Source organism: Microbispora bryophytorum (genome assembly GCF_043197435.1).
In the GTDB taxonomy this organism is placed as follows: Bacteria; Actinomycetota; Actinomycetes; order Streptosporangiales; family Streptosporangiaceae; genus Microbispora; species Microbispora bryophytorum.
The window spans coordinates 17,895-44,113 of the sequence record NZ_JBICTF010000001.1 but is presented as its reverse complement, the minus strand read 5'-3'; the positions used below and the strand labels follow the sequence as shown (position 1 = coordinate 44,113).

The window sequence follows — 26,219 nt, the reverse complement described above, 5'->3', positions numbered from 1 at the left end:
TTCGTCGCCCCTGAGTCGTCGCGGCCCGTTGCGCGCCGTGCCACGGGTCCGCGCGGGTCCGGGTCGTGGGGGAGACCGCGGAGGTCCTCTATCCCGTGGGGAAGCGGGTCCGGGGTGGCCGGCGGCTCCGCGGGCCGGTCGTCCTGGTCGGGGAGGTTCTGCTGGAGAACGCACATCACGCGGTCCTGGAGGTCGGCCGGCTCATCGCGCCGGTGGGGTCGATCACGAGGCCGATCGCGCCGAGACCATTGGTCATGCCGCGCAGCGCGGGCTCGCTGAGACGGATCCAGTCCTGGTCGCCGCCCAGCACCTTCGCCAGCCGGAGCGGCGAGGTGAAGGCCACCGCCGTCCGCTCGCCGGCGGCCGTCCGGAACAGGCGAAGCGCCAGGGAGAACCCACTGCGGCGCACCGGCACGTATAACGGATCTTCGATCATGTCATGCCTTCCATAGGACTCTCGAAGGCGACGTTAGATTCGACGCGGCCACCGGGACCGCCATCACTACGCAATCCCGACGCCCGGCCGCGGAAAGCTGACGCGAGATTGACGGAGCGCCGCCGACAGGCGCGCCGATCCGGTTCCCCCGCCCCCTGACACGGCGTACGCCCTGGGTCCGGGCGGCCGGCCGGGGCGGGCGGGACCGGTCACGTAGGGACCGCGTCAATGTTTCGCGCTGCGGCGTATGAGAGCCGTCAAGAACGTCAAAGCTCGTTAAATGCGGCGCTTTGCTGGCTTATGGCCGTCTGTCCGGCGGCCGGGCAAGCATCCGGATTTGAGGAAGTGAGATGGCTGACGTCATCTTCGTCGCCCTGACGGTCGCGATATTCGCGATCTGCGGGCTCGTGGTGAAGGCGGTGGAGCGCCTGTGAGCGCTGTCAACGCCGTTGGTCTGGTCGTGGCCGTCGGCCTGGTGATCTTCATGATCGCGGCCCTGCTGTTCCCGGAGCGTTTCTGATGTCGCCGACCACGGCCGGGATCATCTTCATCGGATCCCTCGTCGTCGCCCTGGTGCTGACGCACCGGCCGCTCGGCGACTACATGTACCGCGTCTACAGCGGCACGAGGCACCTGGCCTTCGAGCGAGTGGTCTACCGTCTCATCGGGGTCCGGCCGGACACCGAGCAGCGGTGGAACGTCTACGCCCGCAGCGTGCTCGCCTTCTCGGCCGTCTCGATCCTGTTTCTCTACGCCTTCCAGCGTCTGCAGGACAAACTGCTGCTGAGTCTCGGCTTTCCCGGGGTGACGGACCACGTGGCGTGGAACACCGCGGTCAGTTTCGTCACGAACACCAACTGGCAGGCGTACTCGGGTGAGTCCACGATGGGCCACCTGGTGCAGATGGCCGGCCTGGCGGTGCAGAACTTCGTGTCGGCCGCCGTCGGCATGTGCGTGGCGATCGCCCTGGTGCGCGGTTTCGCCCGCAAACAGACCGACAACCTCGGCAACTTCTGGGTGGACCTGGTCCGCGGCACGATCCGCATCCTGCTGCCGATCGCGTTCGTCGGGGCGCTCCTCCTGGTGGCCGGCGGCCTGATCCAGAACTTCTCGGGCGTCCACGAGGTCGCCACGCTGACCGGGGGCACGCAGAGCATCACCGGCGGCCCGGTGGCCAGCCAGGAGGTCATCAAGGAGCTCGGCAACAACGGCGGCGGCTTCTACAACGCCAATTCCGCCCATCCCTTCGAGAACGCGGCCTCCTGGACGAACTGGCTGGAGATCTTCCTGATCCTCATGCTGCCGTTCGCGCTGCCGCGCACGTTCGGCCGCATGGTCGGCGACCGGCGGCAGGGCTATGCGATCGTCGCGATCATGGGCGTGTTGGCATTCGCCGGCGTCGCGCTGCTCACCGGGCTGGAGATAGCGCACCACGGCACCGTCCCGCAGGCGGTCGGCGCCGCGATGGAAGGCAAGGAGGTCAGGTTCGGCGTGCCGAACTCGGGGACCTTCGCCGCGGCCACGACGCTGACCTCGACCGGCGCCGTGAACTCCTTCCACGACTCCTACACCGCGCTCGGCGGCATGATGACGATGTTCAACATGATGCTGGGCGAGGTGGCGCCCGGCGGGGTGGGCGCAGGCCTGTACGGCATGCTCGTGCTGGCGGTGATCACCGTGTTCGTCGCCGGTCTGATGGTGGGCCGTACGCCGGAGTACCTGGGCAAGAAGATCGGCTCACGCGAGATCAAGCTCGCCTCGCTCTACTTCCTGACCACACCCGCGCTCGTACTCGTGGGCACCGCCCTGGCCATGGCCTCGCCCGAGCAACGGGCGAGCATGCTCAACTCCGGGCCACACGGCCTGTCCGAAGTGCTCTACGCGTTCACCAGCGCCTCCAACAACAACGGGTCGGCGTTCGCCGGCATCACCGTGAACACCCCGTGGTACGACACCGCGCTCGGGCTGTGCATGGCCTTCGGCCGGTTCCTGCCGATCGTCTTCGTGCTCGGCCTCGCCGGCTCGCTGGCCAGGCAGGCCCCCGTACCGGCCTCGGCGGGCACGCTCCCCACCCACCGCCCGCAGTTCGTCGGAATGGTCGTGGGCGTGACGATCATCGTGGTGGCGCTGACCTTCCTCCCCGCTCTGGCGCTTGGCCCGCTCGCAGAAGGAATCCAGTGATGACAGTGCTCCAGGCGCCGGAAGCTCCGGGCCACGCACCCGCCCCCGCGAAGGGCGGCAAGGTGGGCGGCGGCCTGCTCGACCCGAGACAACTTCTCAGCTCCCTCCCCGACGCCGTACGCAAGCTGAACCCCGTCACGCTGTGGCGCAACCCGGTGATGTTCATCGTCGAGGTCGGCGCGGCGTTCACCACCGCGCTCGCGATCGCCGATCCCTCGTTGTTCGCCTGGGCAATCGTGGTGTGGCTGTGGCTGACGGTCGTGTTCGCCAACCTGGCTGAGGCCGTGGCCGAGGGCCGGGGCAAGGCCCAGGCCGCCACGCTGCGGGCGGCCAAGCGCGACACCACCGCCCGCCGTCTCGCGGACTGGGAGCCTGGCCAGGCGGCGGTCCAATGGGACACCGTGGGCGCCCCCGACCTCCGGCAGGGCGACGTCGTCGTCGTGGAGGCCGGGGAGGTCGTTCCGGGTGACGGCGACGTGGTCGAGGGCATCGCGAGCGTGGACGAGTCGGCGATCACCGGGGAGTCCGCGCCGGTGATCCGCGAGTCCGGCGGTGACCGGTCGGCGGTCACGGGCGGCACCAAGGTGCTGTCGGACCGGATCATCGTGCGGATCACGCAGAAGCCCGGCGAGAGCTTCATCGACCGGATGATCGCGCTGGTCGAGGGCGCCGACCGGCAGAAGACCCCCAACGAGATCGCCCTCAACATCCTGCTGGCCGCGCTGACGATCATCTTCCTGATCGCCACGGTCACCATGCAGCCGCTGGCGATCTACTCCAAGGCGCAGAATCCCGGGATCCCCGACTCCCTGGCCCTGGACGGGCACGGCGTCACCGGCATCGTGCTGATCTCGCTGCTGGTCTGCCTCATCCCGACCACGATCGGGGCGCTGCTGTCGGCCATCGGCATCGCCGGCATGGACCGCCTGGTGCAGCGCAACGTGCTGGCCATGTCCGGCCGGGCGGTGGAGGCCGCCGGTGACGTCAGCACACTCCTGTTGGACAAGACCGGCACGATCACCCTGGGCAACCGCCAGGCGGCCGAGTTCCTCCCGGTGCCCGGGGTGCCCCTCATGGAGCTCGCACAAGCGGCGCAGCTGTCCAGCCTCGCCGATGAGACCCCCGAGGGCCGTTCGATCGTGGTCTACGCCAAGAACGCCTACGGCCTGCGCGAGCGGCGGCCGGGCGAGCTGACGCACGCCGACTGGGTTGCGTTCACCGCGCAGACCCGCATGTCCGGCGTCGACGTCGACGGGCGCCGGGTCCGCAAGGGCGCCGCGACCGCCGTGATGAAGTGGGTGCGCGACAACGGCGGCCATCCCACCCCCCAGGTCGGGCAGCTGGTCGACGGGATCTCCGCCTCCGGCGGCACCCCGCTGGTCGTCGGCGAGGTGAGCGCCGGCGTGGCCAGGGTGCTCGGGGTGATCCACCTCAAGGACGTCGTCAAGACGGGCATGCGGGAGCGGTTCGACGAGATGCGCCGGATGGGCATCCGCACCGTCATGATCACGGGGGACAACCCGCTGACCGCCAAGGCCATCGCCGACGAGGCCGGGGTGGACGACTTCCTGGCCGAGGCCACCCCCGAGGACAAGCTCGCGCTGATCCGCAAGGAGCAGGAGGGCGGGCGGCTGGTCGCGATGACCGGCGACGGCACCAACGACGCCCCCGCGCTGGCCCAGGCCGACGTGGGCGTGGCCATGAACACCGGCACCTCCGCCGCCAAGGAGGCCGGGAACATGGTCGATCTCGACTCCAACCCGACCAAGCTCATCGAGATCGTCGAGATCGGCAAGCAACTGCTGATCACGCGGGGGGCGCTGACCACGTTCTCCATCGCCAACGACATCGCGAAGTATTTCGCGATCATCCCGGCCATGTTCGCGGCGGTCTACCCGGGCCTGGACACGCTGAACGTCATGCGGCTGCACAGCCCGCAGTCGGCCATCCTGTCCGCGGTGATCTTCAACGCCCTGGTCATCGTCGCGCTGATCCCCCTGGCCCTCCGCGGCGTCCGGTATCGCCCCTCCAGCGCGTCCCGACTGCTCAGCCGCAATCTCTACATCTACGGCCTCGGCGGGATCGTCGTCCCGTTCATCGGCATCAAACTCATCGACCTGCTGGTCCAGTTCCTTCCGGGGATGTCATAAATGGAACGCCTGCCAAGCTGGATCCGCCAGCACCTCGCGGCGCTGCGCGCGCTTCTCGTGCTCACCCTGGTGACCGGCGCGATCTATCCGCTGCTGGTCACGGGCGTCGCGCAGGCCGTGTTCAACGGCAACGCCAACGGCTCCCTCCTGCGGAAGGAACCCGCGCAGAAGGACGGCAAGGACGTGGGCAGCGCCCTCATCGGCCAGAGCTTCACCGGCGAGGACGGCGCCCCGATCAAGAAGTACTTCCAGAGCCGCCCCTCGGCGGGCGGCTACGACCCGCTGGCCTCGGGCGCGAGCAACCTCGGCCCGGAAGACGTCCTCGACACCCTCCCGGTGCCGGGAGCCAAGGACGACGAGGGCAACCCCGACACCGGAAGGCAGAGCCTGCTCACCCAGGTATGCGCCCGTTCCACGGCGGTCGGTGAGCTGGAGGGCGTCAGCGGGGCCCGGCCGTACTGCACGGCCGACGGGGTCGGCGCGGTGCTGAAGGTCTTCCCCACCGCCGGCACACCCACGAGGGTGGTCAGCGTCAACCAGGCCTGTCCCGCAACGCCGTTCATCCCGGTCTACCAGGGGGTGAAGGTCGAATGCGGCAGCCCCGGCGAGGACTATTCGGCGGGGCGTACGGTGCCGGTGCGCGGAAACGCCCGAGCGGTCGTCCCGCCGGACGCCGTCACCGCGAGCGGCAGCGGCCTCGACCCGCACATCTCCGTCGCGTACGCCGAACTCCAGGCCCCTCGGGTCGCCAGGGAGCGCGGCCTCGGCCTGGACACGGTGCGGACCCTCATCGGGCGGCACACCACCGGCAGGGCGCTCGGCTTCATGGGAGAACCCGGCGTGAACGTGCTGGAGCTCAACCTGGATCTGGACAGGCTGAAGGGATGAGGTAGATGGCGCGCGGGCGGCTGCGGGTCTATCTGGGGGCGGCCCCCGGAGTCGGCAAGACCTACGCGATGCTCAGCGAAGGTCGCAGGGCCACGGAACGGGACAAGGATGTGGTCGTGGGTCTCGTCGAGACCCACGACCGTCCCCGCACCGCCGAACTCCTGGAGAGCATGGAGGTCCTCCCACGGCGGCGCGTCCCCTACAGGGGCGCGACCTTCACCGAGCTGGACGTCGAGGCGGTCGTCGCCCGCGCACCGAAGATCGTCCTGGTCGACGAGCTGGCGCACACCAACGTGCCCGGCTCGCGCAACGTCAAGCGCTGGCAGGACATCGACGAGATCCTCGACGCCGGGATCGACGTCGTCTCGACGGTGAACATCCAGCACCTGGAGTCGGTCAACGATGTCGTCCAGGAGATCACGGGCGTGCCCCAGCGGGAGACCGTGCCGGACGAGGTCGTACGGCGGGCCGACCAGGTCGAGCTGGTCGACATGTCCCCGGAGGCGCTGCGCCGCCGGATGGCCCACGGCAACGTCTACCCACCCGAGAAGGTGGACGCCGCCTTGTCGAACTACTTCCGAGTGGGCAACCTGACGGCGCTGCGTGAGCTGGCCCTGCTGTGGGTGGCGGACAAGGTGGACGAGCAGCTCGACCGCTACCGGGCCGAGCACGGCATCGCGGGCACCTGGGAGGCCCGGGAACGCGTCGTCGTCGCGCTCACCGGCGGGCCGGAGGGCGACACCCTCATCAGGCGCGCCGCCCGCATCGCCGCCAGGAGCAAGGGCGCCGACCTGCTCGCCGTGCACGTCACCCGGGCCGACGGGCTCGCCGGCGGCGACCCGGCGCTGCTGGCGCGCCAGCGCACGCTGGTGGAGAGCATCGGCGGGACCTACCACCAGGTCGTCGGCGACGACATCCCCCGCGCGCTGCTCGACTTCGCCCGCGGCGTCAACGCCACTCAGCTCGTGCTCGGCGCCTCCCGGCGGGGACGGTTCGCCCAGCTCTTCTCCCGAGGGGTGGGGGTCGAGACGACGGCCCGCTCGGGGTCGATCGACGTCCACATGATCACTCACGAGCAGGTCAGCAAGGGCAGACATCCCGTACGGCCGCGAGCCGCGCTCACCCGTAACCGGCGGATCGCGGGCTGGGCCACGGCGATCCTCGGACTTCCCCTCCTGATGCTGGCGTTGCTGCCGTTCCGCCACGACCTCTCGCTGCCCAGCGAGATCCTGCTGTTCCTGCTGGCCGTCGTGGGCGTCGCCCTGATCGGCGGCAGGTGGCCCGCGGTGACCGCCGCGGTGGGCGGCTCACTTCTGCTGAACTACTTCTTCACCCCGCCCGTCAACCGGTTCACCATCGCCGACCCGGAGAATCTGCTCGCCCTGACGATCTACGTACTGGTCGCGATCATGGTGAGCACCGTCGTCGACCTGGCCGCCCGGCGCACGCGAGAGGCCGCACGGGCCCAGGCCGACGCCGAGGTCCTGTCCACCCTGGCAGGGCACGTGCTGCGGGGCGAGCACGCGCTGCCTTCGCTGCTCGCCAGGCTGCGGGAGACCTTCGCGCTCACCTCGGTCACGCTGCTCGAACGCCGCCCCGAGACCGCGACGAGCCCTGACGCCCAGTCAGAGCCTGAGGCGTGGCGCATCGTCGCCACCGCCGGGGGCGCGCCCTGCACCTGTCCGGGTGTCGCGGACACGGATGTGGCCGTCGACGACGATCTCGTTCTGGCTCTGCGCGGGCGGCTGCTCGACGCGGCGGACCGCCGGGTGCTCCAGGCCTTCGCCGCCGAGGCCGCAGTGGCCCTCAGGCAGGAGCGTCTGCGGGAGGAGGCCGAGAAGGCCAAACCGCTCGCGGAGGCGGACAAGATGCGCACCGCGCTGCTGGCCGCCGTCAGCCACGACCTGCGCACTCCTCTCGCCTCGGCGCGTGCTGCTGTGGAGAGCCTGCGCGCCACCGACGTCGACTGGTCACCCGACGATCGCGAGGAGTTGCTCGCCACGGCGGACGAGTCGCTGTACAAGCTCGACCGGCTCGTCGCGAACCTTCTCGACATGAGCCGGCTGCAGGCCGGAGTGCTCGGACTGTCGCTTCAGCCGGTGGCGCTGGAGGAGATCGTGCCCCGATCGATCGACGACCTCGGGCCGCTGAGCGACCAGGTGGAAGGGGACATCGCACTTGAGCTTCCCGAGATCGTCGCCGATCCCGCACTGGTCGAACGCATTCTGGTCAACCTGATGACCAACGCCGTCCGCTACAGCCCGGAGGGCAGGAAGGTCCTGATCACCGCGAGCTGGCACGGCGACAATGTGGAGATCCGCGTCGTCGATCGTGGTCCGGGCATCCCATCCGAGGCGTACGACCGCGTCTTCATGCCCTTCCAGCGCCTCGGCGACCGGGACAACCACACCGGCATCGGCCTCGGCCTCGCGCTCTCACGCGGCCTGGCGGAAGCCATGGGAGGCAGCCTCACGCCCGAGGAGACCCCGGGCGGCGGTCTCACCATGGTCCTCACCCTGCCGATCTCCTCGCGAGCCCGCATCACGCAACGGGGAGCGACATGACCCGAATTCTTGTCGTCGACGACGAGCCGCAGATCCTCAGGGCACTGCGTATCAACCTGGCCGCCCGTCGATACGAGGTCGAAGTCGCCGGTGACGGCTCCTCCGCTCTGCGTGCCGCCGCTGACTGGCACCCCGACGTGGTTCTGCTCGACCTTGGTCTGCCCGACATGGACGGGGTGGACGTCATTCACGGACTGCGCGGCTGGTCCTCGATGCCGATCCTCGTCCTGTCCGGACGTACGGCCACCACCGACAAGATCGCCGCCCTGGACGCCGGCGCCGACGACTACGTCACCAAGCCCTTCGGCATCGACGAACTCCTCGCCCGCGTACGAGCGGTAACGCGCAGAGCGTCCATCCACGCGCACGAACTCGCGTCCGTCAAAGTCGGCGACCACATGGTGGACCTGACGAGCAAAACAATCTCCGGGGGACTGCGACTCACCCCCACCGAATGGCACCTGCTGGAAATCCTGGTCCGCAACCCCGGCAAGCTCATCAGCCAACGGCACCTGCTCGCCGAAGTGTGGGGGCGCAGCCATGTCAAGGAGACGAACTACCTGCGTCAGTACATGGCGCAACTCCGCAAGAAGCTCGAACCCGACCCCGCCCATCCCGTGCACCTGATCACCGAGCCGGGAATGGGCTACCGGTTCACGCCCTGAACCGGGCAGCCCCGGTTGACGAGCGCGAGCGACGCCGCGAAAAGACCGGCGAAATTCGTCTCGGCCGTACTGCCCCGCGCCGCCGCCGCATAGGCCTTTTCCGATATCCCTGACCGGGTGGTGACTGTGGCGATCATTGTGGGCGCCTACGCCGCACGAGGCCGGATGGAACGGGCCGTAGTCGTCGTGGCGGGTCGGTTGTGTCAGGCGGTGGCGGGCCGGAGGTGTTCGATCTCGATGACCAGCACGCCAAGTGTTTCCTCCCCGGGACTGTAGACGCGGCGAATGTTGGCGGGTCGCTGCCCGCACCCGAACCGGATGTGGTCGCCGGCCTTGAGGCTACGCAGGTTCACACAACCCATATGCCTTTGTCTTGGGAGCATGGAGGTGATCCGGTCTGGTCTTCCAGCCAGATGACGAGCTGTGTTCGTCAATCGAGGGCGGCGATGTCGCGTATCGCACGAAGGAAGCCGGGGACATCCCGTATTGCTGGGACGCTCTTCTCGTATTCGGTCACGCGTTCCTCGAAGGCGGAAGCCAGTTCGTCGAGCCGTACCTGTAGGTCGGACAGTACGGCGACGGTCAGCGAGCTCCAGGTGCCGACGTCCATGCCGATGGTGACGTCGATCAGCATCTCGCCCTTGTCGAGCACGTCGACGAGGTGCGGAGGCGACGGTGATCGCAACGCATTCAGGAGGCGTCGCCTGCGATGGGCGCCGGGCCGGACCGCGAAGAGGTTGATCGCGGAGGATGCGTCCCAGAGCGACTGTTGCAGCAGGAGGAGGTCACGGAAGGCGTGGACATCGAACAGCCCGGCGGAGGAACTGTGGTCGGAGCCCGAGACCCGGGCCCGGCTGAAGCCGACGACTCGTTCGCCGCCGGCAGGCGTTTCGCTGTCGACGATGTACTCCCAGTCGACGAGTTCGGGTTGTCTGCCGATGGAGCGTGCTGCGGGGTCCCGGTACCAGATGGGAATGGCGTAGCGGGCGAGTCCTTGTGTGAGATGCCATGCGAGCCCGAAGTAGACGGCCACTTCTTCCTGCTCGCAGTTGTTGATCGCGAACTCGGTGAAGGGCGTGCGGTCGTGGTCGGGCCAATCCTGGTACAGGCCCGGCCAGTGAAGCTCGACCGGAGTCTCGTCACCAGGGGCGTAGACGTACACGAACCCATCGAGGTGCTGGTGCTGCTCGAAGCCGATCGGCCTCATGAAATCTCTCCGGCAGTCATGGCGGTGACGAGCCGGTGTCCTGGGGAATCGGCGAGCCGAGGGAACTCCCAGCGGTGGTAGCAGGCCCAGTAGCTCACCACGCGCTGCTGAATGAGGGTGAGGAGCCGGGAATTGTCGGAGAGAAAACGGCTGTAGGCCTGATGAGTGGGGGAGCCGGGGGTGCCGAGGTCGCCGACTGCGGTGTCGATGTCGGTCACGATCTCCAGGACGTATTCCCCGACGAGGTGGACGACGTAGGGGAGGACCCAGGGCTCGAGGCTGCCGATGATCCGCCTGAGGTGGCGTTGCCGCACGTAGCCGTCGTGGTGGCGGGTGTAGAGGCAGTGGAGAATCGTCCGCTGGAGCGTCGTCAGGTCGTCGAGCGTCTCGGGGGAAACTTCTGGGTTGTAGATCCGTCGGGGGATGGTCACCCTGTCGTCGCCGACGGTTACGCAGAACGAGCTCGCCGGAGGGAAGGCGGCCTTGGGGAGGACGCGGACAGCGGTCTCGACCTCACGTGCGAGGGCGTGGGGGAAGGCGCAGGTCAGCGATGCGTTCAGCCCAGAGGGCTCCGGCTGCCGGGGGTCGTCGGTGCTCCTCCACCGGTAGCCGGCGTCGGGCGGGGTCTCTTCGTTGCCGCTGTGCCGTTCCTCGACGAGGGTGAAACCGTGCCGTTCGTAGAAGCGCCGGGCGCCGGTGTTCTGCTGGAACACGTGCAGGTTGAGCATGCGGGGGCGCGCCTTCTTAACCTGGGTGAGCAGTGCGGTGCCGATGCCGCGACCCTGGGCGGCGGGCGTGACGTACAGGTGGTCCAGCCAATCGCCCTGGAGGCAGGCGAAGCCTGCGACCTGACCGCGTAGCTCGGCGACCCACACCTGCGAAGCCGGGAGCGTGACGCCGGCGATCCAGGCCTGGGTCTGTTCGTCGGAGTGCAGGCGGGGCAGGTACGCCAGCCCGGCCCGGGCGGCGAGGAAGACGCCGGCGATGCGCTCGGCGTCGCCGGACCAGGCGCGGCGGATCAGCGGTAGGGAGTCGTGCGCGATGAGTTCCGCCATCTTCTCCACACGCAGGAAAGCAACGGAGGCGCCGATGTAGCCGCGCTCGGCGAGGCGAAGGTCGCGCAGTCGGGCCAGACAGTCTCGGAGCAGCCCTCGGTGGTCGGGGTGCAGGTTTCCGTTCCGCCGCAGGTAGGTCCAGATGACGCCCGCAATGGTGGAGTCCAGCTCCACCAAGTCGCCATGGTCGGCCGGAGGCACCTCTCCTGGAAAGGACAGCCGGGTGTGCTCCTCCCACAGCGCCGTCACGGCGTGGAGCGTCGCCTCGTGCGCGTCGGGTCCGGGCCAGCGCCAGCCGTGGCGGCAACGGTACTCCTCGACCGTCACCGTACGGCGGTGCCGTTCCTGTTTGTCCGCGCTCCGGCGTCGCTCGAATTCGGCCAGCTCCGCGCGCCAGGCGTTGCGGCTGACCTCCAGGGCGTCCAGGGCGCGGATGAGCGCGCCCTCATCGTTATGTACGTCGCCGGCTCGGCCAGTGATGTAGTCCCAGGTCGCCGGTGAGCCCAGGGGCCTGTAGTGCCCGACCGCGCAGCGTAGGGCGACGTACCGATAGCGGTGGGGCAAAGTGCGGTCGCGTACGCGCCGCGCGTGGCTGCTGAAGCTCACGAACCGCTCTCCACGGCGTCGCGGGCCGCCATCAGGGCGAAGCCGAGTAATTGCACGATCTGCTCGTACACCCCCACACCGTGCCACAGGCGCTCTCAGCCACGCATCTTGTTATGCCGCCGGGCCCGGCTCCGCGGCGCCCGGCCGGGCTGAGGCGACGGTTTGAGGTCCGCCGGGTGACTGAGCGCGTCTGTCGAGCTCCTGGACCCATTTGACCGCGACCGCTGCGACCTGGACCAGCTCGGCGCGCAGGCGGTCGGCGTCCTCCTCCGCGAAGGCCTCGAGAACCTCCTCGTGCAGGATGTGCCGCCAGGTCAGCCGGCCTTCAGCGGCGGCGTCGGTTACGGCCTGTTTGGCGAGGTCGGCTTCGGGCGCGTACGCGGGCCCGGTGCCGTCGGGGTGTTCCTGTAGGCCCCACCTCGCGTCCTGGGCGGCTCGTTCCGCTGCCACGTCGCTGAGCGCTCGATGCAGCGACCCTGGCAGGCCGTAGTCGCCGGGCTGCGTCATCGTGTCGGTGCCCTTTCCCTTGAACGGCGATCTGGATGCCAAGCCACGGATTGACTGCCAGACGGCGTCGAGCAGCTGGACGAGGGGCGCGACGGCGAGGCCGCGGAGCCTACTTCGGAATTACTTTCGCTGACCGGGGTGGAGGAGCAGCTCGGCCAGTTCCCGGACGCGGGCGTGGTTGATGCCGGTCCGCTGCTCGACGGCGAGGGGATGGCCGGTGGGCTCCAGCTCGACGACCGGGCGTAGTCCGACCGGCCGCGTGTGGAGGTTGGTCTTGAGGTTGAGCGTCGTCGGTTCGTAGATCGGCAGTTCGGAGGAGAGCCAGCCGAAATAGGGAGGTTCGGACTCCCGGCCCGGGGTCTCCCACAACCGGCTCATCCGCGCGAAGCTGTCCCGGCTCAGTGAGACCCATACGCCCCAGGTGAACGTCTCGGCCGTGTCGATGATGGGGATCTCGACGAGGCCGTGGACGAAGAAGTGCTCTCCTTCGATCACACACTGGTCGGAGGAGAGCGCGCTGTCGGGCGCCCCGGTCATCTCAGGGCTCCAGTGGGCGGGCGCGGGCATGTGGTAGCTCAGCGGTAGCTCGTCGTGGTGCCGGCCGCAGCAGGAGCAGAGGAAACCGGAATCGATCGACACGGGCGTCAGCGTAGCGAAGGAAGTTCGGCCATCAGCACCTTCACCCGGTCGTGGATCTCGTCTCTTATCTCGCGCACGGCCTCGATGCCTTGCCCGGCCGGGTCGTCGAGTTTCCAGTCCTCGTACCGTTTGCCGGGGAGGACAGGGCAGGCATCACCGCAGCCCATCGTGATGATCACGTCGGATGTCTGGACGGCATCGGCAGTGAGGAGCTTCGGACTTTCGGCACTGATGTCGATGCCGACCTCACGCATGGCGTCGACGGCGACGGGGTTGACCCGCTCTGCGGGCGCCGACCCGGCTGAACGGACCTGGACGCGGTCGCCGGCCAGATGAGCGAGCCAGCCGGCCGCCATCTGGGAACGGCCGGCGTTGTGTACGCACACGAACAGGACGCTGGGCGTCGGGGGCACGGATGGTCCCTTCGATCGGTTGGGGAACGGGGAAGATCGGGTGGCTGCCGCGGGGCCTGAGGCGACCAGGAGGTGCTACCGCTCCGGGATTGCCGCCGGCCGCCAGGAACGGTGGCAATCCCGTCGGCTGTGCCGGTTACGAGAGCAGTAGATACGCCCCTGCGGCTACGGCGGCGGCGACAGGCGGTGTGCACAACCACGCGATCAGAAGGTCACGGACCGTCTTCTTGTTGAGCCTGGACAGGTCGTTGGCCGCGATGCCGGAGATGGCCCCTGCCGACACCTGCGTGGTCGACATGGGCAGGCCCAAGATGGCGCCCAGTCCGACGAGGCTCGCGGTCGTGAGGTTGGCGGTGAAGCCTTCGACATGAGGAATCTGGATGACGGAGTACGCGAGCCGGTCGGCGATGCGGGAGCCCGCCAGAACACCTCCGATTGCCATGGCCGCGGTGACGGCGAACAGCAGGCCGGTCGGGGTCATCCCGCCCACCAGCGCGAAGGAGCCGATGGCAACGATCTTGGGCGCGTCGTTGAGGCCCCGGGCGAAGCTCGCCAGGCCGCTTGTCGCCCAGTGCGCGATTCCGACGGCTCGCTGCGCTTTGGTCGGCTCGACCTGTGTCGTCAAGGTCGCGACCGGCGCCGCATCGCCCTCTGGGACCGGAGCCTGGATCTTTTCCCTTCTCGCAGTACGGATCGTCACCACCTTCCGGGTGATGATTCCCAACACGGCGGAGATGGCGTAGGCCACCAGGATGCTCAGCAACAGCGGCTGCACGACCTTCCCAAGCAGCCCGTTCCACTCGACCGCGGAGCCGGCGAACAAGCTTCCGGCGCCAAGAAGCGAGCCGACCAGGGCATGGGTGGTGGAGACGGGCAACTTCAGGATCGTGGCCAAGACGACCCAGAAGATGGTCCCGATCAGCACCGCGACCGTGAACGTCGGGGTGGGCCTGGCGGAGACGATGCCTTTGGAGAAGAGATCGGTCATCTTCGAGGCCAGCGTCAACGAGACGAGACAGCCGAGGATGGTGGCTACGGTGCCCCATGCGATGGCCGTGCGGATTTTCGTCACGCCCGCGCCGGCGAGCGTGGCGACACCCTTCGGTACGTCGTTCGCTCCGTTGGCGGCGGCCAGTAAGAGCACAAGCAGAAGTACGAGCACTTCCATGGGTATGCCTCCGGGGGGTAGCGGTGCTCGTGTGGGAGCGCGCGCAGCGAGAGGTATGGCTGGGCCGGACTACACGTCCGCGGCATCAGACCGAAGAGCAACTATCGAAGCCGGCGTCAGGCGCCGTCTTCCGCAGGGTCGGCAGTCGCGGTTGCCTTCGGGGCCGTCGCACGACTTCGGCGCGGCGACAGACCGGTGGCGAATCGGTTGAGTCGTCCGACCACGGCGAACGGTCCGCGGCGCCGCGCCGCCGGCGCCGTGGCGGACACCTGGGAGGAAGGTTTGCGGGCGGCGACGGTCACCCTGCGGAATTCGACGTTCCGCATGGTCTCCCGGGGGGCGTTCCTCACGTTTGAGGATGGTGAGCCCGGTGAGGCCGGCACGGGTGAAGCCCTTCAGGAAACGCTCTTCCTGCAGCGCTCCGCTGCAGCAGCCGGACCAAAGCTCCGGGTCGGCCTGCAGGGCGGCGGGAACGTCGGAGCTGACGGGATTGCCTCAGCCGTAATCGTTCTCCAGTACATCTGAGGGGTATTTCGGACCATCGTCGACCGGGCAGCACAGGCCCGTCTCGGGGACCCGCGACGCGGCGCCGTAGCGCTGTTGTACGGCCTGTTCGACGTTCGCCCATACATCACCCGCCTTTGAATCTTGGGTCCCTGTTCGATGGCAATAGTCAGGACTATCGGAGCTATCGTCAAGACCTGCCGATGGCGAAGGTTATCGACTGGTCTGTGACGGCCGGTGATTTCTCGGACGCTCGACGAGCGTGCCTTTGACGAACGTGGCCCCGGCGCCGTCCTCGGGCGGCTGTCTCGGTGATCGCTGTTGCCGAGCCGCTGGTCGGCGTGGGCGGGCCTGCCAACCGCTGCGTGTTTCCGCCCCTTTTCGGGCTGTCCGGAAATGGGTAATCGCGCTGGGTTCCCCGGGGCGGCGCTCGCGTGGACTTCCCGGAAATTGGCGCTACCAAATCGCATTGATATCTGTAAATATCAGTTCAGATGGTGCTGGAAGTGGCGCTTCGGGTCATGTGACGGCGGGTCGGCTGGTGCGGTACAGCCGGACGTCGTGCGGTATGTCATGTCAAGGGGAGGCCTAACGTGCGCGACTCGTCAGTCCGTCTCGCCCGGATCGGTGATTTTTGGTGAGCCCGGCGTTGCCCCGCCGGGCGCTGGCCGAGTACGTGGGCACGCTGCTGCTGGTGACGGTGGTGGTCGGGTCGGGGATCATGGGGCAGGAGCTTTCGCCCGATGACGTGGGACTCCAGTTGCTGGAGAACTCGATGGCGACGGTCTTCGGGCTCGGGGTGTTGATCCTCATTCTCGGCCCGATCTCCGGGGCGCACTTCAACCCGGTGGTCACGCTGGCCGACTGGTGGGTGCACCGCGAGCTTTCGCTCTCCGGCGTGGGGGTCTACGCCGCCGCCCAGATCGCCGGCGCCATCAGCGGGTCCGTGCTGGCCAACGCGATGTTCGGCAAGGCCGCCGTCACCTGGTCCACGCACGACCGCTCGGCCGGGAACCTCCTGCTCGGCGAGGTCGTCGCCACGGCGGGGCTGGTGCTCGTCGTCTTCCTGCTGGTCCGCGCGGGCAACGCCCGCCTGGCGCCGGTCGCGGTCGCCTCCTATATCGGCGCGGCGTACTGGTTCACCTCGTCGACCAGCTTCGCGAACCCGGCCGTGACCATCGGCAGGGCCTTCTCCGACACCTTCGCCGGGATCGCTCCGTCCTCGGTGCCGGGGTTCGTCGTCGCCGAACTGATCGGAGGCGTGATCGGTCTCGCCCTGGTCGCCGGGCTGTACGGCCGGGATCCGGGCGCGGTGACGGGTGCGGCGACGGGCGCGGAGACGGGTGCGGCGACGGCCGGACGCGCGGACGCCGACCCCCTGCTCGCCGATCGCACGCTGTGATCTGGCGGAATTGGCCGACGTGTTATATGGCGTAATTACGAAAAGTATCGTAATGGTCACGTAACATGAGCCGTATGCATAAATAGACAGTCTTGTCCAGACTCTTGACCATTGCCGCCGGCCCATTTTAATGTGCACTCGTCGGCTACATCGATGGTTATCAATGTAGTTCACCTGATTTGAGATGGGGGGCGCTCTGTGAGAGGAAAGGAGCGCACCGTATCCTCCACCACATCGCATTCGGCTCCGGCGGTGGACGCCCCTGCCGGCTGGCGGGGATCGTACGTCTGGGCCACGCTCATCGGCCTGGCCATCGGCGTGCTGCTCTGCGTCCTCAACGTGCTGGTCCTGTTCCGCACCGGCACGTCCTTCGGAGGGTCGGCGCTGGTGGCCGCGCTGGGCGCGGCGCTGCTCCGGGTGGCGGGGGCGCTCAGCTGGCAGGGTCTGTTCGTCGTCTTCTCCATCGCGTCCAGCGGATACATGGCCACGGCCGCGCTGGACACCGGCATCGGAGCCGTCGTACTGCGGGCCGGTGAGTTGCCGGCCTGGGGTTTCCTGGTGGTGCTGGCGATGGCCGCGAACGCCGTGGGCATTTTCCTCGGCGGACTCGTCGCCCGGACGCTCGTGGTCGCCGAGAGACTGCCCTACCCGACGCTGAAGCCGGCCATCACGCTGATGGCGTCGCTCAGCAGCCCCAGGGACGGGGAGAGCGACCGGCTCGGCCGCATGCTTCCCATCGCCGCCGGCGTGGGCGCCGCGTCGGCCCTGGGGGTCGCCCTGTGGGGGCACGACGTCACGCCGGAGGTCACGGGCACCCATCTGGCCCTGGCCCTGTCGCCGTTGCTGTACGGGGTCGGGTTCCTCATCGGCCCGCGCGCGTGCGCCTGGCTGGCGGCCGGCGCGGCGTACACCGTCGTCGTGTGGGCGGTCCAGGACGGCACGGCGGGCCGGTCCGTGTCGTTCACCGACCACCTGTCCTATCCCTGGGTGCTCGCCGCGGGTGTCGGCCTCATCCTCGGCTACTCCCTCGCCTCGATCGCCCGGGTCCGCGGTCCGCTGGCGCGTTCCCTCAAGGGGGGCCGTCTGCTCCCGGGCCGTGCCCGGTGGCTCGCCGTCGCCGTTCTCGCAGGAACGGCGCTCCTGGTGCTGATCTACCCGTCGCTTCTGCGCTACGTCGGCTACGGCCTGCTCGGCGTCGTGCTGCTCGCCGTGATGACCGTGTTCCTCACCCGGGCCGGCGGCGAGATCGGGCTGGTACCGCTGTCCCCGGCGCTGTACTTCAGCGTCGTGGCCTTCGCCGTGTCCGGCGCGGACCAGACGGCGGCGTTGCTGATGGCCTCGACCATCTGCTGCGCGGCCCTCGCCGCCGTGTACTTCACCTACTCGGTGAAGGTCGCCCACGACCGTCCCGAGGGCCTTTTCGCGCCGCCCAGGCGGCTGACGGGCTGGACGCAACTGGCGGGCGGCCTGGCCGGCGCCGTGGTCGGCGTCCTGGTGATCGCGGTGCTCAGCCGCGCGGGGGTGCTCGGAGGACGTTCCTTCCCCGCTCCCGTGGCCACCGCGGTCCAGTTCGTGGACGCCACCGTCCGGGGATCGGCCGAATACCCCGCCACCGTGGCCCTCGCGCTGGCCGTCTCGGGTCCGGTGGGCCTGGGCCTGGCCTTCACCTCGGCCATGCCCACGATGATCGGCCTCGGGGTGCTGCTTCCCCCCGCCTACTCGCTGACCCTCGCCGCCGGAGGCCTGACCCAGTGGCTGCTCATCCGCCGCAACCCCGGCCAGCGCAGCGGCACCGAGATCGTCGCCTCCGGGCTGATCATCGGCGAGGGCCTGGTCACCGTCGCGGTGCTCATCCTGCGGGAGGTCCTGCGATGACCCGCCACCTGGGGCACGTGCCCCACCAACGACTCTCCCCGCCGCGTCGCGGCGGGGAGCGGGCCGGAGAGCGCGGCAGAGATCACAGTGGAGGAGGTGATACCTATGATCGCCATTTCCATGATCGAGAACGCCGAAGTGTCCGAGAAGCAGACCGACTGCTGCACCGCCATGCGCGGCCGGAAGAACCTCGACGTCGTGACCAGCATCATGGCCAACGACCCCGACGGCTGCGAGTGATCGTGGCCGGCGGACCGTACGGCACAGGTATCCCCTGCCGCGCCCTCCAATTCCCGGCCCACCCCCTCACCCACCCCCTGGCGGCACCACGGACACCCTTTCTGGGAGACACACCATGCTTGTGAGCCCGAACACCGTCACCTTCTCGGTGGAGCTCCCCGAGGGAACCCTGGACCCGGCCTATCTCGACGACAGCGGCAAGGTGAGCGTCCTCGCCAACGCGGTGTCCGGATCGATGGACATCGTCACCCCCGCCGAAATCGCCGTGCTGGAACGGGTGCGCGCCGGGGACGCCGCCGTCGACGGCGAACTCGTGGCGGGCCTGCTCGAACGCGGGTACGTCTGCACCGACCCGGTCCAGGAGGAGGCGCGCTACCGCGCCATCGTCGACGGCTACTTCCAGGCGATCCAGGAAGCGCCGTTCCAGTTCATGTTCATCCCGTCGTTCGTGTGCAACCTGGCGTGCCCGTACTGCTTCGAGGGCGAGCTGACCACCAAGAGCCCGCGCATGGACGAGGAGATGATCGAGGCCGCGTTCGACACCATCCCGGAGATCCAGGACCGGCACCAGAACTCCGGCCCGCCGTACATCACCCTGTTCGGCGGGGAACCGCTGCTGGACACCGCGTACCAGCGCGGCGCCGTCGAGCAGATCCTGCGCGGCTCCTACGATCGCGGCTACCCGGTCACCGCGATCACCAACGGCGTGGCGCTGGACGCGTACGTGCCGATGCTGCTCAAGTACGGCTGCGAGGAGGTCCAGGTCAGCCTGGACGGCACGCCGAGGACCCATGACACCCGGCGGGTGTTCCGCAACGGCAAGCCGACGTTCGAGCTCATCGAGCGCAGCATCGACGTGGCCGCGGAGGCCGGTATCCGCGTGCTGATCCGGGTGCTCGTCGACGAGGACAGCGTGGACGACATGCCGCGCTTCGCGGAGTTCGCGCAGGCCAAGGGGTGGCTCGACCACCCGAAGATCCGCCTGTTCAACGGCTTCACCAAGGCCACCACGTTCCTGTACGTCACCCCCGACCACCCCGAGGAGAAGCGCAAGCGCATGGTCCGGGGGGACGTCAAGGCCGGGCTCCAGGAGGCCTTCTGGAGCATGGTTCAGCAGAACCCCCTGGTGGACCGCATGCTGCAGCCCGACCTGGCCCGCATCAGGTCGGCCGTCCTGGAGGGCGACCGGCTGCGGCCCAATCTCCAGGGGTGCAGCGCCGGCACGAGCGTCGTCGCCTTCGACCCCTACGGAAAGATCTACGGCTGCCCGGAGACCGTGGGCCGTCCCCAGCACGCCTGCGGGACGTTCTACCCCGAGTTCAGCTACGCGGCCGGCTATCGGGATCCCTGGCGGCACCGCCACGTGGACACCGTGCCCATGTGCCGCGACTGCAACGTGAAGTTGTTCTGCGGGGGCGGCGGCTGCCCCATCAAGGCGTGGGCGGCCAACGGCGGCGACTTCAACACCTGCTACTGCCCCAAGGTGTCCAGCATCACGACGCGTGTCGAGACCCAGCTGGCCTACCTGTTGCCCATGGCGCTGCGCCGGCGGCAGGAGCACGCGAACCGACCGGAAGGAGAAGAGGGAACGTGGGAGCAGATGACACGCGTGGGTTCGTTTCCCTGGATGAGCTGATCCGGCCGCAGGCGGCGGCCGGCATGGTCGCCGAGCCGGACGCCTGCGGATGCGCCCCCGCGACCGCCGACCAGGCGGCGGGCTGCTGCTCGGCCCCGGCCGACCACGGTCCCGTCCCAATCGAGACGCACGTCAAGAAGCGCTACGACGCGCTGGCGGTGCAGGGCACCAGCACGCTGTGCTGCTCTCCCACGTCGGTGTACACGCCGGAGGAGCTCGCCGAGATCCCCGACTGGGTCCTGGAGCTGTCCAGCGGCTGCGGCTCGCCCATGAACGCGATCGGCCTGCGCGCCGGGCAGACTGTCGTGGACTTCGGCTGCGGCGCCGGGCTGGATCTGCTGATCGCCGCGCGCCGGGTGGGTGAGACGGGCCGGGTCATCGGCGTCGACGCGTCGATGCAGATGGTAAGGACGGCTCGCCGCGCGGCCAGGGAGATGGGGCTCAAGAACATCGACGTGCGGGTCGGCGACATCCGGCGCCCGCCGGTGCGTGAGGGCAGCGTGGACGTGGTGATGAGCAACTGCGTCCTCGGCATGTTCCCCGACAAGCAGGAAGTGCTCCACGCGGTCGCGGCCGTCCTGCGCCCGGGAGGGGTGGCGGTGATCTCCGACGTCGTGTACTCCGACGACGGCCCGCCCCCGGCGGACGTGGCGGCCGGCGAGTCCGCCGGCGCGGAGGACTTCGCCCGGTGCGTGGTGGGCATGACCGAGAGCCAGTACCGCGACCTGGTGCTCGGCGCGGGCTTCGGCAGCGTGGACATGCGCAGCGACGGGCTCGTTCCCTACCGTGACGGCGCGCAGGTCACCAGTGCCATGATCTTCGCCTACCGGGACGACAGCCCCGCGCGACCGTGCTGCTGACCGGCGGCTCGCCCGCGCTCTTCCGGGACGCCGGTCTGCGGGCGGGCGACTACGCCGAGGTACGGCTCGAACGCGCCAGGACCGTCGATCTGGTGTGGCGCGGCGACGGCCTGGAAAGCAGCGTGACCAGCCGTGACGAGGGGTGCTGTGCCCGGGTCGTCGGCCGGTCGGGGTCGGCGTTCGCGTCGAGCACCGCCGTGGACGCCGGGCCGGTGCTGCGCAGGGCCGCGCGCGACGCCGTCGAACTGGGGTGTGCGGCGGGACGTCTCGCCGCACACCGGCCCTACCGGGACGACGGTCCCGGCGAAACCGGCGAAACCGGCGAGGCCGGTGAGCTCGCGGAGACGGTCGGCCTGGCGGAGAAGATCGAACTGCTCGGCGCCTACCACGCGGCGGCGCTGGCGGCGCACCCCGGCGTGACCGGCGCGCTGGTCTACTACCGCGAGTCGGTCGCGGACGTGGAGCTGTTCACCAGCGAGGGGACCGGCGTCTCCTACCGGCGCAGGGACCTGACGCTGCAGATCACCGTCTACGCCGACGGCGGCGCCGCGAGGACCGCCGGCTCGGTGTCGGCCGGCAGCGGCGGCGACTTCTCCGTGGTGCGGGGCCTGGCCCCGGACGTGGAGGCCGCCGTCGCGACCGCCGTGGACCTGCGCGCCGCCCCCGTCGTGGCGCCCGGGGACTACGACGTCGTCTGCGACGGCCCGCTGGCCGGCATCTGGGCCCACGAGACGATCGGGCATCTCGCCGAGGCAGACCACCACCTCGGGGACGCGCATCTGCAACGGTCCCTGGCCCCCGGGCGCCGGCTCGGCCCGTCCATGCTGACGATCACCGATCACCCCGGACGTCCCGGTGCGCGGGGGTTCGTACCGGTGGACGACGAGGGCACCGCGGGGTCTGCGGTGGAGCTGCTGCGCGACGGTGTCGTCACCCGGCCCCGGCTGCACGACCGCTCCACCGCGGCGGCCTTCCGCGAGGAGCCCACCGGCAACGCCAGAGCCCTGAACTTCCGCCACCCGCCGCTGCCCCGGCTGCGGACGATCGCCATCGCCCCCGGCGCCGCGTCCGAGGAGGAGATGATCGGCGGTGTGACGCGCGGGCTGCTGGCCCGCGGCGTGCTCGGCGGGCAGACCGACCGCGCCGGATTCACCTTCCTGCCGGCGGAGTGCCGGGAGATCCGCGACGGCGAGGTCCGCGGCCGGGTCAGAGGCGTGGTGCTGTCCGGTGACGTGCTCGGCGCCTTCGCGGCCATCGACGCGATCGGCCGTGACCAGTGGCGCGGCGACACCTCGGCGAGCTGCGGCAAGCAGGGCCAGAACGCGCTGCCGGTCAGCTCCTGGGCCCCCACGCTGCGATTGCGAGGCATACGTGTCACCTCTGGCTGACCGGCTGGAACAGGTCGGAGCGGAGGCCGCGGCCCGCGCCGAGCACTGGGAGATCATGTCCGTCGAGCGCGACGACACCGTGGTGGAGGTCGGCTCGGGCGTGCCCGACCTGGTCAGGTCCGCGCATGAGACGGCGCTGTGCCTGCGGGTGCACCGCCACGGCCGGGTGGGCACGGCCACCACGACCCGCCTCGACGACGTGCACGGGCTGGTCGGCGACGCCGTACGGAACGCGGCTCACGGGCCTCCGGCGCCGCGCGACCCGGTCATCGGGGAGAAAGCCGCCCCTGCGGCCGCCGAGACGGCCGCCGTGGATGAGGGAACCCGGTCCGTCCGGCTCCTGGCCGAGCAGATGGGCGCGCTGCAACGCTCGGCCGGGCTGACGGTGCACGGCACGGTGACCCGGACCGAACAGACGGTGCACCGCGCGGGCCCGGACGGGCGGACCACGACCTCGGACCGGTTCTTCCACATCGCCGCGCTGGCGGAAGGGTCGGCCGTCCAGTTGCCCTGGACCGGCTGGACCCGGACGCCGGCGCTGCCCGCCGCGCTCTCCGCGTGGCTGGAGGCCGCGGCCGGCTGGGACGGGTTGCCCGCCGCCGACGCGCCCTCCGGCGACCACGACGTGCTGCTCGCGCCGTCCGCGGTGCACACCCTGCTCACCCCGCTGGTGACGGCGCTGAACGGCACCGCCGTCACCGCGGGCCGCTCGTTCGTCGCCGGGCACCTGGGGGAGCCGTTCCTGCACCCCTCGATCGGCCTGCGCGACCACCCTTCGGAGCCGGCCGCGCCGGACGCCGCCGACGAGGAGGGCACCGGCGGGCTGGCCTGGCCGGGCTGCGACGACGACGGCGTGCCGTGCGCGCCCCTCACGCTGGTCGAGCGGGGTGTCCCGGTCCGGGCGTACCACAGCGTCCGTACGGCGGCCGCGTGCGGGACGGCGCCCACCGGGCACGGGTTCCGGGGCAACGCGCTGCGCCGTACGGTGCTCAAGCCCGCCACGCCGGTGCTCAACGGTGCGACGCTGTCCGCCGGACCGGCCGGCGCCGGTTCCTTCGACGACCTGCTGGCCGGCGTCCGCGAGGGGGTGCTCGTCGAGTCGCTGATGGGCGGGCACCAGCGCGCCGGCCTCTCACCGGTCGTCGAGGGCAGGCTGCGGCTCGGGTTCCTGATCAGGGACGGACGGGTGGCCGGGATCCTCCGGCAGCGTCCGATCGCGCTGGACCTGCGTGAGGTGCTCGGCCGCCGCTTCCGCGCGGTCAGCGACCGCCGGTGGGCCGTCAGCAGGATCTGGTCGGGCCGCATGCCGTTCGTGCTGGCCGGCGGGACATGACGCGAGGAGTGGCCGATGTATGACGTGATCGTGGTCGGCGGCGGCGTCACCGGGGCCGCGAGCGCCGCCCTGCTCGCGCGGGAGGGGCTGCGGGTCCTGGTGTGCGACCGCACCCGGCTGCCCGCCCCGGCCGTCTCCACCCACTTCTTCGGCCCGACGACGCTGGCCTTCCTGGACCGGCTCGGCGTGCTGGAGGAGGTCCTCGCCACCGGCGCGCCACCGCTGCGGCGCTGGCACCTGGAGGTCGAGGGCGGCTACTACGGGGCGCCCATGCTGCCCCGCTCGCCGTACCACTACAACCTGTGCGTACGCCGGGAGACCCTCAGCGGGGTCCTGCTGCGCGCCGCGAGCCGGCACGGGGCCGAGATCAGGGAACGCAGCCCCGTGCGGTCCCTGCGCTGGGACGGTGACCAGGTCATCGGGATCGAGGGCGCGGGGTGGTCGGAGAAGGCCAGGATCGTCGTGGGCGCGGACGGGCGGGGATCTGCGACCGCCCGTCAGACCGGCGCGGCCACGACCTTCGACGCCGGGGCCATGCGCTGCACCTTCCACGCCTACTGGGAGGACGTCGTCCCGCTGCCCTCGCCCGCGCTGGAGCTGTGGCACGACGGCGGCCACGTGCTCCAGGCCGGCCCGTGCGACGGCGGGCGGTGGGTGATCATGCTGTCGGCGCCCGTGGGAGAGTACGCGGCGATCCGGGCAGAGGCGGGGGGAGAGGAGGGGTACGAGCGCCTGCTCCGCTCGATCCCCGCCATGGCGGACCGGTTGCGTGCGGCGCGGCGGGTCTCGCCCGTGTACGCGTCCAAGAGCCTGCGCAACTTCCACCGCGAGCCGGCCGGACCCGGCTGGCGGCTGGCGGGCGACGCCTACTGCCACAAGGACCCGCTGTTCGGCGCGGGCATCACCGACGCCTGCGCGGCGGCGGAGGCCCTCGCCGCCACGGTGCCCCTCGCGGTGGACGGCGACACGCCGCAGGCCCGGGAGAGCTACGCGACCCGCCTGGACGAGCGCGTCGGGCGCAAGGTCCGCGCGGGTCTCGCGGGGCTGCGCATCGACCCGCCGGAGCCCGGCCAGCTCGCCTGGATCCGGGGCGTGCTGGCCCATCCCGGGCTGGCGCTGGAGATGACCCGCCGCTGCTCGGAGCTGTTCGCCGGGCTCCCCGAGGACCGGCGCGACTTCTGGCAGCGGGTCGCCGACGGCGCCTCGGAGGTGCTCGGCCTGCCCCCGGCGGCCTCCGTGGACGCGTCGTGACCACCGTCCCCGGCTACCTGGCCGGTCACGTCGAGAACCTCGCGGCGCTGCAGGCCCGGGTCGCCCATGCCCGCTGGCTGGCCGCGACGGGGCAGCGCGAGGACCACCCGGCCCTGCCGGAGGGCGGGCTCAGCTGGCTGACCGACGGCGGGCTCGTCCTCCTGGCACTGGAGCACGGTGACCTGCACTACGCCGGGGAGCTGGTCCTCTGGTACTTCCGCGTCCGGCTGACGGAGGCGACCGCGCGGCTGCGGCTGCTCCAGCGCACCGTCACCGCCGAGGCCGGCGGCAGGACGCTCACCCACGGGGAACTGGTCGCCCTGTCGCGGACCGTCACCGACGACGGGCGGCGCGCCGAGGTCCGGGCCGCCCTGGCGGACGTGGGGGAGCGGCTGCGCGAGGGCCGGCGGCGCTGGCTCGGCGCGTACGCAGAGGCGCGGGCCGAGCTGGGGTTCCCGACGCACGCCGCGCTGGTGCGGGCGCTGCACCCGGAGGTGGACCGGTTCGTCGCCCACGCCCGGAACTGGCTGGACGCCACCCGGGCCGGGTTCCTCAGGCGATGGGACGACTGGCGGGCACGCGACGCGATCTCCACCCCGTCCATGGGGGACGCCCGCCTTATCGCCGCACGCGCCGTCCTGCCCGAGGGCGCCGTCGGCGCGCTCGCAAGCGTCCGCGCCACCGTACGCGAGTGGGGTTTCGGCGGATGCCTGGAACGCATCGTCGTCGACGACGTCGCACGGCCCGGCAAGTCGGGCACGGCGTTCTGCTCGCCGGTCGCGCCGCCGGCCGACGTACGGGTGTCCATCACGCCGGGCACGACGCTGGGGCACTACGCGACGCTTCTGCACGAGTTCGGGCACGCCCTGCACTTCACCGCGGGCACCCGGCACTGCGCCGACCTGTGGCGCACGCATCCAGCGCTGACCGAGGCGTTCGGCTTCACCCTGGAACAGGTCGTCCGGCGGCCGGACTGGCAGCGGCGCCACCTCGGTGTCACGGTGGACGCCGAGGCCGTGGAGCGCCTGGCCTTCGCGCGTGAGCACGTCCGGCGCCTGGTGGCGACCGGCCTCTGCTTCGAGATGGCCGTGCACGACGGCCACCCGGACCCGGCCGGTGAGTACGTGCGTTCGCATGAGCGGGAGTTCGGCGTCGCGGTGGACCGAGGGGCCGCGTGGGATCGGATGCAGACCTACCTGGAGGGCAAGCCCTGCTATCCGCTGGTGTATCACCAGGCGTTCGCACTGCGCG

General features: G+C 70.2%; 24 protein-coding genes. 15 read left to right on the top strand and 9 right to left on the bottom strand.

The annotated features are described in order from the left end of the window. Nucleotides 1–175: 175 nt before the first annotated feature. Nucleotides 176–436, bottom strand: a complete 261-nt coding sequence (locus ACGFIB_RS00205) for an SAV_915 family protein (protein WP_142575126.1) — start codon at nt 434–436, stop codon at nt 176–178. 430 nt (nt 437–866) lie between these two features. Between ACGFIB_RS00205 and kdpF the strand changes: the two genes are divergently transcribed. Genes kdpF through ACGFIB_RS00175 form a run of 6 tightly spaced genes read left to right on the top strand, consistent with a single transcriptional unit; the run spans nt 867 to nt 8,884 of the window. Then, nucleotides 867–956, top strand: coding sequence for a K(+)-transporting ATPase subunit F (gene kdpF, locus ACGFIB_RS00200; RefSeq protein WP_142575127.1), 90 nt, complete (start codon nt 867–869; stop codon nt 954–956). Further along, complete coding sequence (gene kdpA, locus ACGFIB_RS00195) at nt 956–2,617, top strand: potassium-transporting ATPase subunit KdpA (RefSeq protein ID WP_393367476.1); 1,662 nt, start codon at nt 956–958, stop codon at nt 2,615–2,617. The genes kdpF and kdpA overlap by 1 nt, the downstream gene beginning before the upstream one ends. Beyond that, nucleotides 2,617–4,767: a potassium-transporting ATPase subunit KdpB gene (kdpB, locus tag ACGFIB_RS00190; RefSeq protein ID WP_393367474.1), complete on the top strand. Its 2,151-nt coding sequence runs from the start codon at nt 2,617–2,619 to the stop codon at nt 4,765–4,767. The genes kdpA and kdpB overlap by 1 nt, the downstream gene beginning before the upstream one ends. Then, entirely contained in the window at nt 4,768–5,655 is an 888-nt protein-coding gene (locus ACGFIB_RS00185; RefSeq protein ID WP_393367472.1) for a potassium-transporting ATPase subunit C, read from the top strand. A 5-nt stretch (nt 5,656–5,660) separates the two neighbouring features. Continuing rightward, entirely contained in the window at nt 5,661–8,219 is a 2,559-nt protein-coding gene (locus ACGFIB_RS00180) for a DUF4118 domain-containing protein (RefSeq protein ID WP_393367470.1), read from the top strand. Then, nucleotides 8,216–8,884: a response regulator gene (locus tag ACGFIB_RS00175; protein WP_142575757.1), complete on the top strand. Its 669-nt coding sequence runs from the start codon at nt 8,216–8,218 to the stop codon at nt 8,882–8,884. Before ACGFIB_RS00180 ends, ACGFIB_RS00175 begins: the two co-directional genes overlap by 4 nt. Here the strand turns inward: ACGFIB_RS00175 and ACGFIB_RS00170 are convergent. From ACGFIB_RS00170 to ACGFIB_RS00135, 8 genes are all read right to left on the bottom strand, one after another. Beyond that, a complete protein-coding gene (locus tag ACGFIB_RS00170) occupies nt 8,866–9,021 on the bottom strand; it encodes a hypothetical protein (protein ID WP_393367468.1) in 156 nt (51 codons plus the stop codon). The genes ACGFIB_RS00175 and ACGFIB_RS00170 overlap by 19 nt on opposite strands. A 66-nt stretch (nt 9,022–9,087) precedes the next feature. Continuing rightward, nucleotides 9,088–9,237 (bottom strand): hypothetical protein, encoded by a 150-nt coding sequence (locus tag ACGFIB_RS00165; protein WP_393367466.1) that lies wholly within the window; start codon nt 9,235–9,237, stop codon nt 9,088–9,090. Between the two features lie 77 nt (nt 9,238–9,314). Then, entirely contained in the window at nt 9,315–10,091 is a 777-nt protein-coding gene (locus tag ACGFIB_RS00160; protein WP_393367464.1) for a hypothetical protein, read from the bottom strand. After that, the gene (locus ACGFIB_RS00155; RefSeq protein WP_393367462.1) at nt 10,088–11,752 is read right to left on the bottom strand and encodes a GNAT family N-acetyltransferase; all 1,665 of its coding nucleotides are present in this window, start codon (nt 11,750–11,752) and stop codon (nt 10,088–10,090) included. Before ACGFIB_RS00155 ends, ACGFIB_RS00160 begins: the two co-directional genes overlap by 4 nt. A gap of 111 nt (nt 11,753–11,863) precedes the next feature. After that, nucleotides 11,864–12,301 (bottom strand): hypothetical protein, encoded by a 438-nt coding sequence (locus ACGFIB_RS00150; protein ID WP_357266217.1) that lies wholly within the window; start codon nt 12,299–12,301, stop codon nt 11,864–11,866. 78 nt (nt 12,302–12,379) lie between these two features. Then, on the bottom strand, nt 12,380–12,898 hold the full coding sequence (locus ACGFIB_RS00145) for a DUF2199 domain-containing protein (protein WP_393367459.1): 519 nt from the start codon (nt 12,896–12,898) through the stop codon (nt 12,380–12,382). Between the two features lie 5 nt (nt 12,899–12,903). Beyond that, nucleotides 12,904–13,311, bottom strand: a complete 408-nt coding sequence (locus ACGFIB_RS00140; protein ID WP_393367457.1) for an arsenate reductase ArsC — start codon at nt 13,309–13,311, stop codon at nt 12,904–12,906. 136 nt (nt 13,312–13,447) lie between these two features. After that, a complete protein-coding gene (locus ACGFIB_RS00135) occupies nt 13,448–14,479 on the bottom strand; it encodes an inorganic phosphate transporter (protein ID WP_357249296.1) in 1,032 nt (343 codons plus the stop codon). A gap of 207 nt (nt 14,480–14,686) precedes the next feature. Between ACGFIB_RS00135 and ACGFIB_RS00130 the strand changes: the two genes are divergently transcribed. The 9 genes from ACGFIB_RS00130 to ACGFIB_RS00090 all read left to right on the top strand — a co-directional run bounded on the left by ACGFIB_RS00130 (nt 14,687) and on the right by ACGFIB_RS00090 (nt 24,968). Then, nucleotides 14,687–15,004, top strand: a complete 318-nt coding sequence (locus tag ACGFIB_RS00130; protein ID WP_393367455.1) for a hypothetical protein — start codon at nt 14,687–14,689, stop codon at nt 15,002–15,004. A 616-nt stretch (nt 15,005–15,620) separates the two neighbouring features. Further along, nucleotides 15,621–16,385 carry an MIP/aquaporin family protein gene (locus ACGFIB_RS00125; RefSeq protein ID WP_357266211.1) on the top strand — a complete coding sequence of 255 codons (765 nt, stop codon included), beginning with the start codon at nt 15,621–15,623 and terminating at the stop codon, nt 16,383–16,385. Between the two features lie 252 nt (nt 16,386–16,637). After that, on the top strand, nt 16,638–18,260 hold the full coding sequence (locus ACGFIB_RS00120; RefSeq protein WP_393367453.1) for an OPT/YSL family transporter: 1,623 nt from the start codon (nt 16,638–16,640) through the stop codon (nt 18,258–18,260). A 105-nt stretch (nt 18,261–18,365) separates the two neighbouring features. Then, nucleotides 18,366–18,500: a hypothetical protein gene (locus ACGFIB_RS00115; protein ID WP_259402773.1), complete on the top strand. Its 135-nt coding sequence runs from the start codon at nt 18,366–18,368 to the stop codon at nt 18,498–18,500. A 115-nt stretch (nt 18,501–18,615) separates the two neighbouring features. After that, entirely contained in the window at nt 18,616–20,136 is a 1,521-nt protein-coding gene (locus tag ACGFIB_RS00110) for a radical SAM/SPASM domain-containing protein (RefSeq protein WP_357266207.1), read from the top strand. Continuing rightward, nucleotides 20,091–20,996 carry a methyltransferase domain-containing protein gene (locus ACGFIB_RS00105; RefSeq protein WP_393367450.1) on the top strand — a complete coding sequence of 302 codons (906 nt, stop codon included), beginning with the start codon at nt 20,091–20,093 and terminating at the stop codon, nt 20,994–20,996. The genes ACGFIB_RS00110 and ACGFIB_RS00105 overlap by 46 nt, the downstream gene beginning before the upstream one ends. Next, nucleotides 20,987–22,384: a TldD/PmbA family protein gene (locus ACGFIB_RS00100; protein ID WP_357266203.1), complete on the top strand. Its 1,398-nt coding sequence runs from the start codon at nt 20,987–20,989 to the stop codon at nt 22,382–22,384. The genes ACGFIB_RS00105 and ACGFIB_RS00100 overlap by 10 nt, the downstream gene beginning before the upstream one ends. After that, on the top strand, nt 22,368–23,717 hold the full coding sequence (locus ACGFIB_RS00095; protein ID WP_357266201.1) for a metallopeptidase TldD-related protein: 1,350 nt from the start codon (nt 22,368–22,370) through the stop codon (nt 23,715–23,717). Before ACGFIB_RS00100 ends, ACGFIB_RS00095 begins: the two co-directional genes overlap by 17 nt. A 15-nt stretch (nt 23,718–23,732) precedes the next feature. Continuing rightward, nucleotides 23,733–24,968, top strand: coding sequence for an NAD(P)/FAD-dependent oxidoreductase (locus ACGFIB_RS00090; RefSeq protein WP_393367447.1), 1,236 nt, complete (start codon nt 23,733–23,735; stop codon nt 24,966–24,968). Nucleotides 24,969–26,219 lie beyond the last annotated feature (1,251 nt).

What these genes read in the sequence shown, in the direction of transcription:
- ACGFIB_RS00110 (WP_357266207.1), top strand. Translation starts at nt 18,616, where the DNA reads ATGCTTGTGAGCCCGAACACCGTCACCTTCTCGGTGGAGCTCCCCGAG.
- kdpA (WP_393367476.1), top strand. Translation starts at nt 956, where the DNA reads ATGTCGCCGACCACGGCCGGGATCATCTTCATCGGATCCCTCGTCGTC.
- ACGFIB_RS00160 (WP_393367464.1), bottom strand. Translation starts at nt 10,091, where the DNA reads ATGAGGCCGATCGGCTTCGAGCAGCACCAGCACCTCGATGGGTTCGTG.
- ACGFIB_RS00135 (WP_357249296.1), bottom strand. Translation starts at nt 14,479, where the DNA reads ATGGAAGTGCTCGTACTTCTGCTTGTGCTCTTACTGGCCGCCGCCAAC.
- ACGFIB_RS00170 (WP_393367468.1), bottom strand. Translation starts at nt 9,021, where the DNA reads ATGATCGCCACAGTCACCACCCGGTCAGGGATATCGGAAAAGGCCTAT.
- ACGFIB_RS00115 (WP_259402773.1), top strand. Translation starts at nt 18,366, where the DNA reads ATGATCGCCATTTCCATGATCGAGAACGCCGAAGTGTCCGAGAAGCAG.
- ACGFIB_RS00185 (WP_393367472.1), top strand. Translation starts at nt 4,768, where the DNA reads ATGGAACGCCTGCCAAGCTGGATCCGCCAGCACCTCGCGGCGCTGCGC.
- ACGFIB_RS00205 (WP_142575126.1), bottom strand. Translation starts at nt 436, where the DNA reads ATGATCGAAGATCCGTTATACGTGCCGGTGCGCCGCAGTGGGTTCTCC.
- ACGFIB_RS00090 (WP_393367447.1), top strand. Translation starts at nt 23,733, where the DNA reads ATGTATGACGTGATCGTGGTCGGCGGCGGCGTCACCGGGGCCGCGAGC.
- ACGFIB_RS00180 (WP_393367470.1), top strand. Translation starts at nt 5,661, where the DNA reads ATGGCGCGCGGGCGGCTGCGGGTCTATCTGGGGGCGGCCCCCGGAGTC.
- kdpB (WP_393367474.1), top strand. Translation starts at nt 2,617, where the DNA reads ATGACAGTGCTCCAGGCGCCGGAAGCTCCGGGCCACGCACCCGCCCCC.
- ACGFIB_RS00175 (WP_142575757.1), top strand. Translation starts at nt 8,216, where the DNA reads ATGACCCGAATTCTTGTCGTCGACGACGAGCCGCAGATCCTCAGGGCA.